Origin of the sequence: Nocardia sp. NPDC050718 (genome assembly GCF_040654235.1) — a bacterium.
Lineage (GTDB): Bacteria > Actinomycetota > Actinomycetes > Mycobacteriales > Mycobacteriaceae > Nocardia.
On sequence record NZ_JBFAHQ010000003.1, the window covers coordinates 741,051 to 756,991 of the forward strand.

Here is a 15,941-nt window from a genome sequence, read left to right on the forward strand (position 1 = left end):
CAGAATGGAAACGGTGCGATGAATCTCCTGTGAGCTACTCGACAGCCGATCCGGACCATCCGGGCAGGTCCGTCCACGCTTGCAGACTGCGCGCTGTCTCGAAGCGCCGCGGCCGCCCGCTGATCGGATCGGTGAATTCGAGCGACGCGGCCAGCAATTGCAGCGGGCGGGTGTAGTCGTCGACGGATTTGTCGGTGACCACCGGATAGAAATCGTCGCCGAGAATCGGCACGCCGAGGCTGTTCATGTGCAGCCGCAGCTGATGGGTCCGGCCGGTGTGCGGCCGCAGCCGGTAGCGGCCGAGCCCGTCGCGGTGCTCGACCAGCTCCACCTCGGTCTCGGCATTGGGCTCGCCGGGCACCTCCTGCGCGGCGAGTACCTGCTTCTCCTTGATGATCCGGCTGCGCACGGTCCTCGGCAGCGCCAGCGCCGGATCGTAGGGCGCGACGGCCTCGTACTCCTTGCGCACGGTGCGGCGGTGGAACATCGTCTGGTACGCCCCGCGCGCCGCCGGGTTCACCACGAACAGGATCAGGCCGGCGGTCACCCGGTCGAGCCGGTGGGCCGGAATCAGCTCGGGCAGGTCGAGGTCACGGCGCAGGCGGACCAGCGCGGTCTGGAGGATGTGCTGACCGCGCGGAATGGTCGCCAGGAAGTGCGGTTTGTCGACGACCAGGATGTCGTCGTCGCGATGCACGATCCCGATCTCGAACGGCACCTCGGTCTCCACCGGCAGATCCCGGTGGAACCACACCGCCCCACCCGGCACGAACGGCGCGTCCGGCGCCAGCGGCCCGTCCAGGTCGACGATCTCGCCCGCGCGCAGCATCTCGTCGATGCGCGCCGGATCGACCCGCGGCAGCCGCTCGACCAGGTGATCGCGCACGGTCGGCCAGTGCCCGTCCTCCGGGAGCCGGAGCCGGGCGGGATCGAGGCCGTGCCGCTTGGGCAGCGGCGGCTGCTGCCTGCGTCGCATACCGCCAGTCTCGTCGGCGCTCAGGCGTGACGGCGCGCCAGCCCCGGATAGTCGACGATCAGCCCGGCCTCGTCGTAGTCCAGCGTGGCCTGGAAATCCAGCGTCGGCGCCCGGTAGTCATAGCGCTGACCTGCGCCGTCGGTGATCCGCCGATAGTGCTGGGGCAGCCGGATGACGCCGAGGTCGGCGGCGCGCACGTAGACCGCGGGCGCGTCGGCCGCGTCGCCGACCGTCAGCCCCAGCCGGTGCACCGGCAGCGCGTTGGTGCACGCCGACGCCTCGAGGTCGACGTCGAGACACCCGTCGAGTTCGGGGGCAGGCGTTCCGTCGAGCTGCCAGCGCCCGAGCCCGTCGGACTGCAGGGTGAGCGAGCGCCGGGTGTCGGGGTAGCGGCCGGTGATCTGCGCCGACCTGGTGTGCCAGCTGCCGTCGACCCGCAGGCGGTAGTCGATCGCCCAGGCGAGACCGTCCTCGACGGCGGTCGCGCAGCCCTCGATGAGCACGCCGCGCTCGCCGTCGCGGAAATAGGTCACTTCGAATCCGGTGCGCGCCTCGTGATGCGTCCAGGCGGCCGCGGAGGGCAGTGGAGTGAACACGAGAAAAGGTTTCCCGGAATTCTCCCGGCCAATCAGCCCGCGCGCTGGTCGAGGACCATCAATTTCGCTTCCACAAGGGTGTGCCGCGCGCGCCTGCGGACCCGGCACAGATCGACGCTGCATTCGAGATGAATCTGCATGGCCCGATGCGCTTGGTCGGGTGTCAGATGACCGGGGTCGATATGGCAGTCCGCAGTCGCCGAAATTATTGACGTGACAAACATTTTCGCTCTCCCGCCGCGAGAAAGGATTCGGAGGTAGAGGAGAAATTACGCCCGGAATGTCGAATTGCCGAGGGGGTTGACCGCCAGTTCACACAAGCTTCCCCGGTCGGCCACAACCGCTCAACTTAGGCTAACCTACCCTTGGCACGTTGCCGTGGACAGGTCGAGAGGGCGAGAAGTTATGACGGTGCAGGTAGCGCCGCCGCCGGGGGCGGAGTCGGGGAACCGGCTGCCCAAGGCGGCCGCGAAAGCGCAGAAACAACAGGAAGCGCAGGCGCGCAAGGAGATCCTGGCACCGGTGTCGGGGATGCTGACGGTGGCGAGCCTGCTCGTCGCGGTCGCCTCGGTCTGCACCGTCGTGCCGTTCCTGCTGATCGTGGCCGCCTGCCGGGAACTGCTGGAGACCCCGGTCGACACCGATCGGGTGTGGTGGCTGTTCGGCGCGGCCGTGATCGTGCTGGTCGTGCGCGCGCTGCTGCAGGCCGTCGCCCTCACCTGGTCGCACGCGCTGGACGCCGGCTACCAGCTGACGCTGCGCCGGGCCCTGGCCGACAAGCTCACCCGGGTCCCGCTCGGCTGGTTCGGTGAGCGCAGCTCCGGCGAGGTCAAGACCTATCTGCGCGACGACGTGGAGGCGCTGCACTACCTCGTCGCCCATGCCCGGCTGGAGTTCGTCGGCGCGCTGGTGGTCCCGCTGGTCACCCTCGGCTACCTGTTCACCGTCGACTGGCGGCTCACCCTGGTGCTGCTGATTCCGCTGATCGCCTACTTCTTCCTGTTCGGCAAGATCATGGACCGCGACGGCCGCGACCGCCTCGCCGTCTACACCCGCTGGGAGCGCCGGACCGCCGAGGCCACCATCGAATTCGTCGACGGCATCCAGGTGGTGCGGGCGTTCGGTCAGGCGGGCAAGGCGCACACCGAGTTCCAGCACGCCGTGGACGGTCAGGTGCAGGCCGCGCATCGGATGAAGATGCCGATCCTGCGCGTGCAGTCGGCCTCCGACATCGTGGTCATGCCGGTCTTCGTCATGCTGATCGTGGTCGTCGGCGGGCTGGCGTTCGTCGGCCTGGACTGGGTGAATCCGCTCGACCTGCTGCCGTTCCTGCTGGTTGGCTTGGGTATCGGCAGCTCGCTGCTCGGCCTCGGCTACGGGTCGCAAGCGCTGCGGGCCGGTGGCGCCGCGGCGCTGCGCCTGCACGAACTGCAGCAGACGCCCGAACTCGACATCGTCGCGGCGACCGCCGCCCCGGCGGCGGGCCAGGACGGCGTCGTCCGCTTCGAAGGCGTCGAATTCGCCTACCGCACCGGCCATGACGTGCTGCGCGGCCTCGACCTCGAACTGACCCCCGGCACCATCACCGCCCTGGTCGGCCCGAGCGGCTCCGGCAAATCGACGCTGGCCAAACTGCTGCCCCGCTTCTACGACGTGGGCGCGGGCCGGATCACCATCGACGGCCGCGACATTCGCGAGTTCACCAGCGAAGAGCTCTACCGCACCGTCGGATTCGTGTTCCAGGATGTGCGCCTGATCCGCGGCTCGATCCGGGAGAACCTGCTGCTCGCGCGCCCCGACGCCGACGAAGCGGCGATCGAGCGGGCGAGCCGGGCCGCGCAGATCCACGACCGGATCATGGCGCTGCCGCGCGGCTACGACTCCGAGATCGGCGTCGACGCGACCCTGTCCGGCGGTGAGGCCCAGCGTCTCTCGATCGCTCGCGCGCTGCTGGCCGACACCCCGATCCTGGTCCTCGACGAGGCCACCGCCTTCGCCGACCCGGAGTCCGAGGCCGCCGTCCAGGACGCGCTGGCCGCGCTGGTGGCCGGCCGCACCGTGCTGGTGATCGCGCACCGGCTGCACACCATCACCGGCGTCGACCGGATCCTGGTGCTGGAGAACGGAACGCTCGTCGAACAGGGCACGCACACCGAGCTGCGCGCCGCGGGCGGGCTGTATCAGCGGCTCTGGGAGATCAACGAGGCCGCGCTCGGCACGCTCGCCCTGGTGGAGGAAACACGATGATTCGCAAGGTTTTCCGCCTCGTCCCCGACGAGTTCGCCCCGCTGATCCCGCGCCTGCTCGCCGCCATCGTGGTGCAGGCACTGTGCCAGGCCATCGCGTATCTGCTGCTGGTCCCGGTGCTGGAAGCGCTCTTCGGCGACGACCTGCGCGGCGCCTGGCTGTGGGCGCTCGGCATGGGCGCGGCCGTGGCGGGCGTGGTCGTCTTCGGTTACCTGCAGGCCGTGATCGGTCTGCGGATCGGCCTCGGCATGCAGCGTGGCCTGCAGACCCGGCTCGGCGACCAGCTCAACGCGCTGCCGCTGGGCTGGTTCTCCGACCGGGACGCCGGCCCGCTCTCGCGCGTCATGGTCGAGCAGGTCCGCGAGATGCAGGGCCTGATCGCCTATCTGCTCACCAAGGTGCTCACCGGCATCATCGTGCCGCTGGTGGTGGCCATCGGCATGCTGTTCATCGACTGGCGGATCGGGCTGGCCATGCTGCTCGCCGCGCCCGTGCTGTACCTGGTGAACAACCTCGCCAACCGCGCCTACACCGGCGCCGACGCCCGGCTGCACACCGCCGCGGCCGAGGCCGACTCGCGGGTGGTGGAATTCGCCCAGGCGCAGCCGGTGCTGCGCGCGTTCGGCGCGGTCGGCGCGGGCAACAAGGCGCTCGACGCCGCGCTGGTCGGCCAGCGGTCGGCGGTGCGCAAGATGATGGTCGCGACCGTGCCGGGACTGATCGTCTTCGCGCTGTTCGTGCAGGCCGTGTTCCTGGTCCTGGCCTACATCGCGGTGGTGCAGGTGACCGACGGCTCGATCTCGGCGGCCGCGGCGATCGCGCTGATCGCGGTGAGCTCGCGCTTCATCGAACCGGTGAACCAGGCCGCCCAGCTCGGCGCCGCGCTGCGCTCGGCCGCCGCGGCCGCGGACCGGATCACCGATCTGCTGGCCGAGCCGACCCTGCCCGCGCCCACCGAGCCGGTGACGCCGGGCGCGCCCGCCGTGGTCTTCGATGACGTGAGCTTCGGCTACCGGCCCGGTGAACCCGTCCTCTCGGAGCTGAGCTTCACCGTGCCCGCCGGGACCACCACGGCCATCGTCGGGCCGAGCGGCGCCGGCAAGACCACGCTGCTGCGGCTGGCCGCCCGCTTCTACGACGTGAGCTCCGGCGCGGTCTCGGTCGGCGAACACGATGTGCGCGAACAGCCCTCGGACACGCTGCTCGACCAGCTCTCGCTGGTCTTCCAGAACGTCTACCTGTTCAACCGCTCGGTCGCCGACAACATCCGCATCGGCAAGCCGGACGCCACCGACGCCGAACTCGACCGCGCGGCCGTCGCGGCCAGGGTCGACGAGATCGTCGAGCGGCTGCCCGACGGTTTCGACACCATGGTCGGCGAGGGCGGCGCGTCGCTGTCCGGTGGCGAGCGCCAGCGCGTGTCGATCGCCAGGGCCCTGCTCAAGGACGCCCCGATCGTGCTGCTCGACGAGGCGACCAGCGCGCTGGACCCGCACAGCGAGGCCGTCGTCGTGCGCGGCATCCACGAACTGACCAGGGACAAGACGGTGCTGGTGGTGGCACACCGGCTCTCGACGATCGCGCACGCCGACCAGATCCTGTTCCTCGACGGCGGCCGCATCGCCGAGCGCGGCACCCACCAGGAGCTGCTGGAACTCAACGGCCGCTACGCCGCGTTCTGGAACGAGCGCGAGCGGGCCACCGGCTGGCGCCTGGAGCCCGTCGCCGTCTGATCGGTGCGCCGGAAGGGCCGTCTCGCTCGACGAGACGGCCCTTCCGTGTGTTCAGAAGCCGCGCAGATGATCCGGGGTGATGTGGATCGGGACCGAGTAGGTGTCGAAGAACTCGGCCTCGGTCATCTTGATGTCCACGAAGCCCTGCGTGTACTTGCGGCTGTAGTCGGCGACCGTGGCGGCGGACACCGGCTCGCCGACGCGCGCCGCGCCGGCGAACACGACTACGTCGCCACCGGAGGCGGAGCTGTTGAAGTTCAGCGCGACCCGTGGATTGCGGGCGAGATGGTGCAGCCGCTTGGCCTCGGGCATGGTGTAGATCAGGAAGGTGCCGTCCTGCCACAGGAACCACACGGGGTTCGGTTGCGGGGTGCCGTCGGCGCCGATCGTGGTCAGCCAGAGGACGTGCTCGTCGGCCAGGCGCTGGGCGACCGTGGCGCCGAAGGGGGTGCTTTCGTCGAGAACGGACACGGCGTACTCCTCGCGGGTGTGGGATCGGTACTGCGTTCCGCTGTCCACCTTGGCCGAAATCGCCCGTGCCCGCCAGCACGCCTCGTCAGCGCGGCACCGGACCACCCGTGACCCCGGCATGCTCCGCCGCGGCGGCGGCGACCTCGGCGGTCCGGCCGAGCAGGAACGGGGTCAGGATGTCGTTGGCGGTGCGCTGGGTGTCGGCGGCGGGGCGCGATCCGCCCGCGAACCTGGTCACCACGAAACGCACCGGGGCGGCGAGGAATCGGGGGACGTCGGTGAAGCCGAAGTGGTCGGCGTCGCCGAACTCGTAGCGGAAGCCGGGGGCGCGCAAGCGTTCCAGGACTCCGCGATTGCCGTCGAGGTAGCGCTGGGAGTGGCCGGTCACCTCGTGGTCGCTCTCCAGCAGCAGTACGGGGCGGTCCAGGGCGCGCTCGGGCAGGTCGCCGTAGAGGGTGCCGTCGAGATTGGCCGCGGCGGTGAGCCGAGGGTCGGCGGCCAGGGCCGACAGGGCGGCGGCGCCGCCGAGGGAATGCCCGATCGCGGTCGCGTTGCCGAGGTCGACGCGACCCTCCAGCGGGCCGAGGACCTCGGGCCTGGCGAGCTGGTCGAGCACGAATCGCAGGTCGGCCGTGCGGGTTTCGAGGCATTCGGTCATGTAGCGGATGGCATCGGGATCGTCGGCGGCGATATTCTCGACGGTGGTGGCGACGGTGCCGTCGGCGAGCTCGGTCACCGCCGACTCGTAGGGGTGGTCGATCGCCAGGACGATGAACCCGCGACTGGCCAGATCGGCGACCAGCCCCGAGTAGAACGCGCGCGGCGCGCCGTAGCCGGGGGAGAACAGCACCACCGGCCAGCGTTCCCGCGCGGGCGACACCGGAACGTCGGCGGTCGCGTGCGTGTCGATGATGGTGTCCGACAGCAGAAATCCCGGAATCCCGGACACCCGAGACGGCAGACTGTTCTGCCCGTCGAGGTACACCCACTGCCTGCCGGAGGTCAGCTCGGTCGGATACCACGCCTGGACAACGACATTGCGCCGGTCCTCCGCCGCGGTCACCGGCTCGGGCCGCCGCTCGTCGACCCAGCGGAAGATCTCCGACCCCACCGCGTACGGGCCGGTGGGGGCGGGGAGCTCGGGCGACGGCGGCACCGCCCACGGCAGGATCGACACCGCCGCCAGCACGCCGATGCCCGCGCGGAACCACGCGCGGCGGCGCGTTCCGGCGACATCGGTCACCACGAACGCGAACATCAGCGCGAGCAGCGGGTAGAGCGGCCACCAGTGCCAGTAGCCCTCGAGCACCCACAGCAACAGCGCGCCGATGATCAGCACCGGCAGCGCGAACGGCGCCACCCGCCTGCCGATCCGTGGCGACGCGACCAGCGTGATCGCGAGCGCCACGGTGGCGAACAGCACAACGGCATCGATGACGGACACGGCGGCTCGATTCGCTCCGGACGGCTCGGGGGTTCCCGACTTGTCCGATCAGCTTGCCGCAGTGTCCGCTACGCCCGCATCAGCACCGAGACCGACCGGTGGTCGTCCTCGGGGATGACCTACTTCCAGTAGGCCTGTGACTTGATCGCGGTCTTGGGCAGCGCGTGCTGGCCCTTGAGTGTCTTCACGATCGAGCGGGTGGTCTGCCCGCAGCACGCCACCCAGGCGAAGGCATCCGCGGCGCACTCGATCTCCAGCGCGGCCTCGCGCATCAGGCGGCCGTCGTCGACGCGCTGCAGCCAGGTGAGCTGGTGGTGCGGCTTGTTGCGCACCGGGATGGTCTGGTCGGACTCGTACTGCCACTCCAGCCAGACCCGCGCCGGGGTGTCGCCGATGGCGTCGAGCAGCGAGTTGATGGCGGGCAGCGAGGCGGTGTCACCGAAGAGGACGTACTCGCTCGGGGTCTGTTCCGGCAGCTGGAAGTCCGAGCCGAGGACGGTGGCGTCGAGCGGGTCGCCCGGCTTGGCGCGCCGGGCCCAGTCGGCGGCGGGGCCGTTGTGCAGCGCGAAGTCGATGTAGGCGGTGTCGGTCTCCGGGTCCGGGTCGACGAGGGTGTAGCCGCGGTGGTGCAGCTTGTCGCTTTCGGCGTCCGGAATCCACAGGCGGATCCACTGGGTGGGGTGCACCGGGTGATCGGCGAGCAGGCCGCCGAGATCGACACCGATCCGGAGGAACTTGTCGGTGATCTGCTCGTTGGATGTCACCGTCAGCTTGTAGTCGGCGCCGCCCCAGGCCTTGGTGATCAGGCCGTTCAATCCCTTACCCATGCCGTTAGGTTAGCCTAAGGTCACTAATTTGTCTGCATAGGCACGCGGGGGTCACACTGGCCAGATAAGGTAAGCCTATGCAAATATGGGGATCGTGTCCGGGCAATCGCCCTGTGGACGATCCCGGCGCGAAATGCGTGAGAGAGTGGAGAACGAACCGGTGGAAACCCTCCTGGTAGTCGGCGCGGGGCCGAAAGCCCTTGCGGTGGCTGCGAAATCGCATGTCCTGCGCACCCTCGGCCTGCCCGCGCCGCGCGTGGTCGTCGTCGAATCGCACGCGGTCGGCGGCAACTGGCTGCCCACCGGCGGCTGGACCGACGGTCAGCATCGCCTGGGCACCAGCCCCGAGAAGGACATCGGCTTCCCGTACCACTCCACCTGGGCGCGCGGCCGCAACCGCGACATCGACCAGGCGATGGCCGCGTTCAGCTGGACCTCGTTCCTGATCGAGCACGGCACCTACGCCGAGTGGATCGACCGCGGCAGGCCGAGCCCGCAGCACCACGTGTGGGCCAAGTATCTGCAATGGGTGGCCAAGTCCATCGACCTCGAGCTCGTGCTCGGCCGGGTCGAGCGGATCCGCAACGACGGCAACGGCATCGGCGACCAGTGGCAGGTCGACGTGGTCGACGCCGACGGCGCCCGCACCGAGCTCACCGCCGACGGCCTGATGATCACCGGCCCCGGCCGCAGCAGCCGCGCGCTGGCCGAACACCCGCGCGTGCTCAGCATCGCCGAGTTCTGGGACCTCGCGGGCAAGCGCAGCCTGCCCGCCGCCTCTCGCGCCGCGGTGATCGGCGGCGGCGAGACCGCCGGCTCGGCCCTGGACGAGCTGGTCCGGCACGAGATGCTCACCATCTCGGTGATCTCGCCGATGGCCACCCTCTACACCCGTGGCGAGAGCTTCTTCGAGAACTCGCTGTTCAGCGATCCGGTGAAGTGGAACGCGCTGAGCATCCAGGAACGCCGGGATGTCATCCGGCGCACCGACCGCGGGGTGTTCTCGGTGCGCGTGCAGGAGAGCCTGCTCGGCGACAACCGGGTGCACCACCTGCAGGGCCGGGTCACCAAGATCGCGCCGCAGGGCGAGGCGCTGGCGCTCACGCTGTCCAACGAGCTGCGCGCCGATCAGGTGCACAACTTCGATCTGGTGGTCGACGCCACCGGCGGTCAGCCGCTGTGGTTCCTCGACCTGTTCGATCAGCAGAGCACCGACCTGCTCGAGCTCGCCGTCGGCGGCCCGCTGACCCAGCAGCGGATCGAGTCCTCGATCGGCTACGACCTGGCCGTCACCGGGCTGGCGGGCAAGCTGTACCTGCCGAACATGGCCGCGATGGCCCAGGGTCCCGGTTTCCCCAATCTCAGCTGCCTCGGCGAGCTCTCGGACCGCGTCCTGCGCACCGAGCCCGCCCGGGCGCGCGCGGGTGCGAACCACCTCGCCGCGCGCTGAGGCACCGAACGAACAACAGCCCCGCACCGGAAGGCGCGGGGCTGTTGCCGTCGGCTGCTCAGGCGCGCGGGATCGGGAGGTCGTCCGGGGTGCGCGGGGTCGCGTAGAGCGCGATGCGGCGGGTCGGGCGGACGTCGAACTCGCCGACGAGGTGCCAGCCGATCTTGTCGAAGCTGCGGCAGATGGCCCGGTTGCGGTGGTCCGGGTCGCCGAGCATCCGGCGGCACTCGGGATTGGCGGCGAAGACGGCCGCGGCCATGGTCGAGATCCAGGCGGACATGATGCCCTTGCCGATCACCCTGGTGTCGGCGGTGGCGATGTGGAAGCCGATGTCGCCGGGCGCGGCGTCGTAGAGCCTGCCGATCTCGTCCTTGGCCGCGCGGTACAGCTCGATGTAGGCGATGTCGCGGACGCCGAGTTCCGGCTCGCCGAGCACGGCGAAGTCGAGGCTGAGAATGCAGGGCCGCGAATAGGTTCCGGCCAACTGGGTCTGGAAGTCGGCGCGGCGGCGCTCGACGTCCCAGTCCTGTTCCCACGATTCGACCAGGTGCGGGCGGGCCATCCACTCGGCGAGCAGTTCGGGGTCGGTGCCGTCCGGGTCGGCGACGCGCAGGGCGAAGGGTGCCGCGAAGATCGGCAGGGCCGGTGCCGGCGTGGCGGCCACCTCGGCGGGCAGATCGGTCTGCTCGCGGGGTAGCGCGTGGGGGGTCCCGGCGAGGGTCATCTCCTGGGTGCTCCGTTCAATCGTAACCTTGGTCACCTGGATTGGTAAGGCTAGCCTATACTAATGCCCGGGTGTTACTGTTGCCCGACCGATCGCCCGGTGGTTGCCGGGTGCGACCGAACGGGTCGGCCTCGGGCGCAACAGGATTCGCCCCGGTCCCGGACGACCGCGCCGGGCGGGCCCGTGCGTAGGCACGGCGTTGGACAGTGCGAAACGGCCGCGCAGCGTGTGCGCGACCGGTGAGGGAGAACGACATGGCAAGAGAACTCGGCTGGATCCGGCAATTCCAGGCTCCCAGGACCGACTCCCTACCGCCGCTGATCGTCTTCCCGCACGCGGGCGCCGGTGCCTCCGCCTACCGGGTGTTCACCAAGCGTATGGCCCAGGACTTCGACACCGTGGTGATCCAGTACCCCGGCCGCCAGGATCGCGTGCGTGACGCCGCCGCCGAGACCCTGCCCGAACTCGCCGCCGGCGCCTTCGAGGCCTTCCGCGGCTCCGCCCACGACACCGGCGCCCCGCTGACCGTCTTCGGCCACAGCATGGGCTCCATCGTCGCGTTCGAGTTCGTCCGGCTGGCCGAGGCCGCCGGGTTGCCCGTGCGTTTGCTGGTGGCCTCCGCGGCGGCCGCACCGCACCGGATCGCCGAGCTCCCCGGGCATCCCACCGAGGACGAGGAATTGCTCGACCACATGGCCGCCCTCAACGGCACCGGGGCCGACGTGATGGCCAGCCGTGAGGTCATGCGGATGGCGCTGCCGGTGCTCAAGGCCGACTACCGCGCCTTCGACGCCTACTCCTGCGGCACCGACGTCCAGGTCGCCGCGCCCCTGCTGGTGCTCGGCGGCGACGACGATCCCTTCGTCGGCCCCCGCGATCTCTACGCGTGGGAGACCAGCACCAGCGCCGAGCTCGAGGTGAACCTGTTCGCCGGCGGCCACTTCTACATCGACGAGAACATCGACGGCATCGCCGAGGTACTCGCCGGTCAGGCGCTCGCCCGATGAGTGAGCCGAGCAACGACCCCATCGTCATCGTCGGCATGGGCGTCGAGGCGCCCGGCGGCGTGGACACCCTGCCCGCGTTCTGGTCGGCGCTGGCCGAGGGCCGCGAACTGATCGGCCCCTTCCCGCGTGACCGCGAGTGGCCGCTCGACGAGCTGTTCGCCCTCGGCAGGCTCGACGGCTGGGCCCCCGTGCGCGACGCGGGCGGCTTCCTCGACGGCGCCGCCGAATTCGACGCCCAGTACTTCGGCATCACCCCGCGCGAGGCGGTCGCCATGGACCCGCAGCAGCGGGTGGCCATGCGGGTGGCCTGGCGGGCGCTCGAGCACGCCGGTATCAATCCCGGTGCGCTCGACGGTGATCCGGCCGGTGTGTGGATGGGTGTCTCGACCGTCGAGTACGGACCGCGCGTGGCGGGTGTCAACGAGTACAGCGGCTACCGCGCCACCGGCACCGCGCTCGGCGCCGTCGCCGGACGCATCTCGCACGGGCTCGGCCTGGTCGGCCCGTCGATCAGCGTGGACACCGCCTGCGCCTCGTCGCTGACCGCCGTGCATCAGGCCGCCTCGGCCATTCGCGCGGGCGAGTGCGACTGGGCGCTGGCCGGTGGCGTCTGCGTGATGGGCTCGCCCGGCGCGTTCTACGAGTTCTCCAAGAACAACGCCCTGGCCACCGACGGGCACTGCCGCTCCTACGCCGCCGACCCGACCGGGACGCTGTGGGGCGAGGGCGCGGGCGTCGTCGTGCTGGAACGGGAATCGCGGGCCAGGGCGCTCGGGCACCGGATCTACGGTCAGCTGCTCGGCTCGCGGGTCAACCACAACGGCGCGGGCGCGCCGATCGCGGTGCCGAGCGCGCAGGCGCAGCAGCGGCTCATCGAGGCCACCGTCGCCGCCGCCGGGATCAGCGCGCACGACATCGGCCTGATCGAGGGCCACGGCACCGGGACCGCCGTTGGTGATCCGCTCGAATTGACCGCGCTGGCCGCCACGTACGGCGATCCCGAGCGCGGCGCCGACGGACCGCTGCTCGGCTCGGTGAAGTCCAACGCGGGGCACGCCCAGGCCGCCTCGGGCATGCTCGGCCTGATCAAGGTGCTGCTGTGCGGCGCGCACGGCGCGATCGCGCCGAGCCTGTGGGTCGACGCCCCGACCACCGACCTGGACTGGGACACGACCAGTCTGCGGCTCGCCGCCGAACTCACCGACTGGGCGCCGCGCGCGGACGGCATGCGCTACGGCGCGGTGTCCTCGTTCGGCGTCGCGGGAACCAACGCGCACGCCATCGTCGGCCTGCCGGTGCTGGAGGAGACCAACCATGGCTGAGTACCGTCTGCCCGACGGCACCGTTCCCGTCCTGCTGTCCTCCGACAGCGCCGACGGCCTGCGCGCCGAGGCCGCCGGCCTGCGCGCCTATGTCGCGGCGCATGCCGAGGTGACCCCGGAACGCCTGGCGGACATGCTGTTCCGCACCCGGGTGGCCCGTCGTCACCGCGCCCTGGTGCTGGCGCCGCCGTCGACCACCGCTGACGCGCGGACCGACCTGCTGGCCGCGCTCGACGCGATCGCCACCGACACCGACCATCCCGCGGTGGTCCGGGCCGACGCGCCCGCCGGGCCCCGCCGCGTCGGCTTCGTCTTCCCCGGTCAGGGCAGCCAGCGTCCCGGCATGGGCGCGGTGTTCTACGAGCTCTCGCCGGCCTACCGCGCCGTCGTCGACGAGTGCGCCGCCATCCACGCCGAACGTTTCGGCCACTCCAAGCCGCTGCACTACCTGCTCGGCCACGAGGGGCAGTACGAGGACACGGTGTGGGAAGTGCAGCCCGCGTTGATGTTCCACATGACCGGTCTGGCCGCCGCGTGGCGGGCCGCCGGTGTGGAACCGCACGCGACCATCGGCCACAGCCAGGGCGAGCTCGCCGCGGGCGCGGTGTCCGGCGTGATGACGCTGCGCGATTCGGTGCTCGCGGTGACCCATCGCGCCCTGCTCGCGGACCGGCTGTCCCCGCGCGGCTATTCGATGGCGGTCTTCGGCATGGACCGCGAGAGCGTGGAAGCGCTGATGGCGCGCAACTCCGGCTGGGCCGAGCTGGCGGTCGTCAACTCGCCGCACATCATCGCCATCTCCGGCGAACGCGGCGCCGTCGTCGAGCTGGTGGCAGCGGCCACCGCGCGCGGCCAGTTCGCCAGGGAGATCCGGGTCGCCTTCCCGGCGCACACCTCCATCGTCGCCGAGGTGCGCGCCGATTTCGAAGGCTTCCTCGGCGACGAGATGAGCTCGCAGACCTTCACCGCGTCCGAGATCCCCTGCTACGGCGCGACCCTGGGTGAGGTGATCACGCCGGACCTCAAGCAGGAGGAGTACTGGTACTGGAACCTGCGCAACCGCGTGCGGTTCGACCGCGCCGTGGTCGGCGCGGGCAGCGACGGCATCGACCTGATGATCGAGGTCGCCGAGCACCCGGTGCTGCAACTGGCCCTGCAGGAGAACCTGAGCCTGGTCCCGAACCGGCCCGGCCTGCCCCCGCGTGACTTCCGCGTGCTCGGCACCTCGCTGCGTTCGGCCGACGGGCTCTCGGAGTTCACCCGCAACCTGGCCCAGGTCACCGTCCTCGACGCCGACTACCGCTGGGACGCCCTGCGCGTCGACGACACCGTCACCCTGCCGCTGCGCGATTTCCCGCACACCGTCACCGCGCCCAAGCGGCTGTGGGCCCCGCTCGGCGCGCATGAGACCCCGGCCGAGCTGGTCGTCAGCACGCCGAAACCGCAGCGGCTGGTGGAACAGTGGAGCCCGCTGCAGCGCCGCTCGCTCACCGCGCCGCGCAACCTGCTGCTGGTCGACCACACCGGCGAATGCGCCGACCTCGCCACCGCGCTGCTCGCGGCCGCCGACCGGCACGGCGCCGGCGCGCGCGTCCTCGGTCCGGCCGACCTGGCTTCCGGCGCGACGGCTTTCACCCTGGGTGACGGCTCGGCCGCCGATACCGTGGTCGTCCTGCTGCCCGAGACCGCCGCCGACGACACCGCCGCCGCCATCGACGCGCTGACCGGCTTCTACGCCGACCGCGCCTGGGCCACGGCGCTGTCCGCGCTGCGTCCCGGCGGCGAGTGCTGGCTGCTGACGGTCGGCGGCGAGTCCGTGCACGACGGCGATCCGATTCCCGCGCTGTTCCAGTCGGGCGTCACCGCGGGCTTCCGCAGTGTCGGCATCGAGCACCCCGGCATCCTGTTCCGGCATCTCGACCTCGCCGCGTCCGAACCCGCTGCCGCGCAGGCCGCCAAGATCGTCGCCGCCGTGCACTCCACGGGGGAGGCCGAGCTGGCGCTGCGCGCGGGCAAGGTGTTCGTGAAGCGGCTGGTGCTCGACACCGCCACCGACACCGGCGCGCTCGGTACCGATCTCGACCACGTGGTGATCGTCGGTGGGACCGGTCAGCTCGGGCTGCGGTTCACCGATCACCTGGCGCGCACCGGCGCCGGTCGCGTCACCCTGCTCAGCCGCAGCGGCGAGACCGAGGCGCTGGCGGGCGAACTGGCGCGGCTGCGCGGTCTGGGCGGCACCGAGATCGTGGTGCGGGCCTGCGACGTCAGCGACCCGGCGGCCGCGGCCGCCTTCGGCGCCGAGATCGCCGATCGCCCGGTCGACCTGGTGATCCACGCCGCCGTCAACTACGTCGACGCCGAACTCGACAAGATCACCGCCGAGGACGTGCGCACCGCCGCGGGCGCCAAGCTGCGCGGCCTGGACAACCTCGTCGACGCCGCGCCGCTGGCGGACGGCGCGCGCGTGCTGCTGTGCTCGTCCATGGCCGCGACCCTGGGCGGCCGCGGACAGATCCTGTACGCGGTGACCAACCGCATGCTCGACGTGGCCGCCCGCAGGCTGCGGGCCCGCGGCATCGACGCGGCCAGCCTCCAGTGGGGCCTGTGGAGTGTGGCCGGTCCGCTGGACGACGCGGGCTTCGCGCGCGTCGAAGAGGCGGGCGTGTTCCCGATGGTGCCCGCCGACGCGATCGAGGCCGGGCTCGCGCTGCCCGCCCGCGACGGCATGATCATCGCCGCCGACTGGGACTTCCTGCGCGAGGTGCTCGGCGCGTTCGGGCAGTCCTCGGTGCTCACCGGACTCGAATCGTCGGTGCCCGCGCCGCCGGTCGAGCCGGCACCGGTCGCGGTCGAGCCCGTCGTCGTGGCGCAGGCTGCGCCGGTCGGCGCACCGGCCGACGGGGTCGCGCTGGACCTGCGCATGCGCACCGAACTGCTCAAAGTAATCGGCGGTGACAGCGCCGACTCGATCGACGCCACCATGCCGCTGGTCGCCCTCGGCCTGGACTCGTTGCAGGCCTTGGACTTCCGCAAGCGGGTCAAGGCGGAGCTGGATCGCGATCTGCCGGTCGCGGCGATTCTCGGCGGCGCGTCGCTCGACGACGTCGTGCTGCTGATGGCACAGAACACCAACCAGGGCTGAGG

The 15,941-nt window shown here is 71.0% G+C and carries 12 protein-coding genes; 6 read left to right on the top strand and 6 right to left on the bottom strand.

All coding sequences use genetic code 11. The features are described from left to right. Positions 1-34 precede the first annotated feature (34 nt). The gene (locus tag AB0H54_RS17815) at positions 35-976 is read right to left on the bottom strand and encodes an RluA family pseudouridine synthase (protein WP_357346438.1); all 942 of its coding nucleotides are present in this window, start codon (positions 974-976) and stop codon (positions 35-37) included. Positions 977-996: 20 nt separating this feature from the next. Then, positions 997-1,572, bottom strand: a complete 576-nt coding sequence (locus tag AB0H54_RS17820) for a putative glycolipid-binding domain-containing protein (protein WP_357346439.1) — start codon at positions 1,570-1,572, stop codon at positions 997-999. Between the two features lie 405 nt (positions 1,573-1,977). Here AB0H54_RS17820 and AB0H54_RS17825 point away from each other — a divergent pair, with 405 nt between their 5' ends. Both AB0H54_RS17825 and AB0H54_RS17830 read left to right on the top strand, forming a co-directional pair. Then, positions 1,978-3,819, top strand: coding sequence for an ABC transporter ATP-binding protein (locus tag AB0H54_RS17825; protein WP_357346440.1), 1,842 nt, complete (start codon positions 1,978-1,980; stop codon positions 3,817-3,819). Further along, positions 3,816-5,552 (top strand): ABC transporter ATP-binding protein, encoded by a 1,737-nt coding sequence (locus AB0H54_RS17830; protein WP_357346441.1) that lies wholly within the window; start codon positions 3,816-3,818, stop codon positions 5,550-5,552. The genes AB0H54_RS17825 and AB0H54_RS17830 overlap by 4 nt, the downstream gene beginning before the upstream one ends. A gap of 51 nt (positions 5,553-5,603) precedes the next feature. Here AB0H54_RS17830 and AB0H54_RS17835 read toward each other — a convergent pair whose 3' ends face one another. The 3 genes from AB0H54_RS17835 to AB0H54_RS17845 all read right to left on the bottom strand — a co-directional run bounded on the left by AB0H54_RS17835 (position 5,604) and on the right by AB0H54_RS17845 (position 8,294). Further along, complete coding sequence (locus AB0H54_RS17835; RefSeq protein WP_357346442.1) at positions 5,604-6,023, bottom strand: TIGR03667 family PPOX class F420-dependent oxidoreductase; 420 nt, start codon at positions 6,021-6,023, stop codon at positions 5,604-5,606. Positions 6,024-6,108: 85 nt separating this feature from the next. Then, positions 6,109-7,467 (bottom strand): hypothetical protein, encoded by a 1,359-nt coding sequence (locus tag AB0H54_RS17840; protein ID WP_357346443.1) that lies wholly within the window; start codon positions 7,465-7,467, stop codon positions 6,109-6,111. Positions 7,468-7,586: 119 nt separating this feature from the next. Then, positions 7,587-8,294, bottom strand: coding sequence for a siderophore-interacting protein (locus AB0H54_RS17845; RefSeq protein ID WP_357346444.1), 708 nt, complete (start codon positions 8,292-8,294; stop codon positions 7,587-7,589). Between the two features lie 160 nt (positions 8,295-8,454). On the opposite strand from AB0H54_RS17845, the gene AB0H54_RS17850 reads away from it, so the two are divergent. Further along, positions 8,455-9,744 carry a SidA/IucD/PvdA family monooxygenase gene (locus tag AB0H54_RS17850; protein WP_355271734.1) on the top strand — a complete coding sequence of 430 codons (1,290 nt, stop codon included), beginning with the start codon at positions 8,455-8,457 and terminating at the stop codon, positions 9,742-9,744. A gap of 58 nt (positions 9,745-9,802) precedes the next feature. Here AB0H54_RS17850 and AB0H54_RS17855 read toward each other — a convergent pair whose 3' ends face one another. Further along, positions 9,803-10,468 carry a GNAT family N-acetyltransferase gene (locus tag AB0H54_RS17855; RefSeq protein WP_357346445.1) on the bottom strand — a complete coding sequence of 222 codons (666 nt, stop codon included), beginning with the start codon at positions 10,466-10,468 and terminating at the stop codon, positions 9,803-9,805. Between the two features lie 254 nt (positions 10,469-10,722). Here AB0H54_RS17855 and AB0H54_RS17860 point away from each other — a divergent pair, with 254 nt between their 5' ends. From AB0H54_RS17860 to nbtC, 3 genes are read left to right on the top strand one after another with little or no spacing between them, the layout of a single operon-like run. Then, a complete protein-coding gene (locus AB0H54_RS17860; RefSeq protein ID WP_357346446.1) occupies positions 10,723-11,475 on the top strand; it encodes an alpha/beta fold hydrolase in 753 nt (250 codons plus the stop codon). Beyond that, the gene (locus AB0H54_RS17865; protein ID WP_357346447.1) at positions 11,472-12,797 is read left to right on the top strand and encodes a polyketide synthase; all 1,326 of its coding nucleotides are present in this window, start codon (positions 11,472-11,474) and stop codon (positions 12,795-12,797) included. The genes AB0H54_RS17860 and AB0H54_RS17865 overlap by 4 nt, the downstream gene beginning before the upstream one ends. Further along, positions 12,790-15,939: a nocobactin polyketide synthase NbtC gene (gene nbtC / locus AB0H54_RS17870; protein WP_357346448.1), complete on the top strand. Its 3,150-nt coding sequence runs from the start codon at positions 12,790-12,792 to the stop codon at positions 15,937-15,939. The genes AB0H54_RS17865 and nbtC overlap by 8 nt, the downstream gene beginning before the upstream one ends. The last annotated feature ends 2 nt before the right edge of the window (positions 15,940-15,941 follow it).

Coding starts and splice junctions, on each gene's coding strand:
- nbtC (WP_357346448.1), top strand. CDS start 12,790: ATGGCTGAGTACCGTCTGCCCGACGGCACCGTTCCCGTCCTGCTGTCC.
- AB0H54_RS17825 (WP_357346440.1), top strand. CDS start 1,978: ATGACGGTGCAGGTAGCGCCGCCGCCGGGGGCGGAGTCGGGGAACCGG.
- AB0H54_RS17815 (WP_357346438.1), bottom strand. CDS start 976: ATGCGACGCAGGCAGCAGCCGCCGCTGCCCAAGCGGCACGGCCTCGAT.
- AB0H54_RS17860 (WP_357346446.1), top strand. CDS start 10,723: ATGGCAAGAGAACTCGGCTGGATCCGGCAATTCCAGGCTCCCAGGACC.
- AB0H54_RS17855 (WP_357346445.1), bottom strand. CDS start 10,468: ATGACCCTCGCCGGGACCCCCCACGCGCTACCCCGCGAGCAGACCGAT.
- AB0H54_RS17865 (WP_357346447.1), top strand. CDS start 11,472: ATGAGTGAGCCGAGCAACGACCCCATCGTCATCGTCGGCATGGGCGTC.
- AB0H54_RS17830 (WP_357346441.1), top strand. CDS start 3,816: ATGATTCGCAAGGTTTTCCGCCTCGTCCCCGACGAGTTCGCCCCGCTG.
- AB0H54_RS17845 (WP_357346444.1), bottom strand. CDS start 8,294: ATGGGTAAGGGATTGAACGGCCTGATCACCAAGGCCTGGGGCGGCGCC.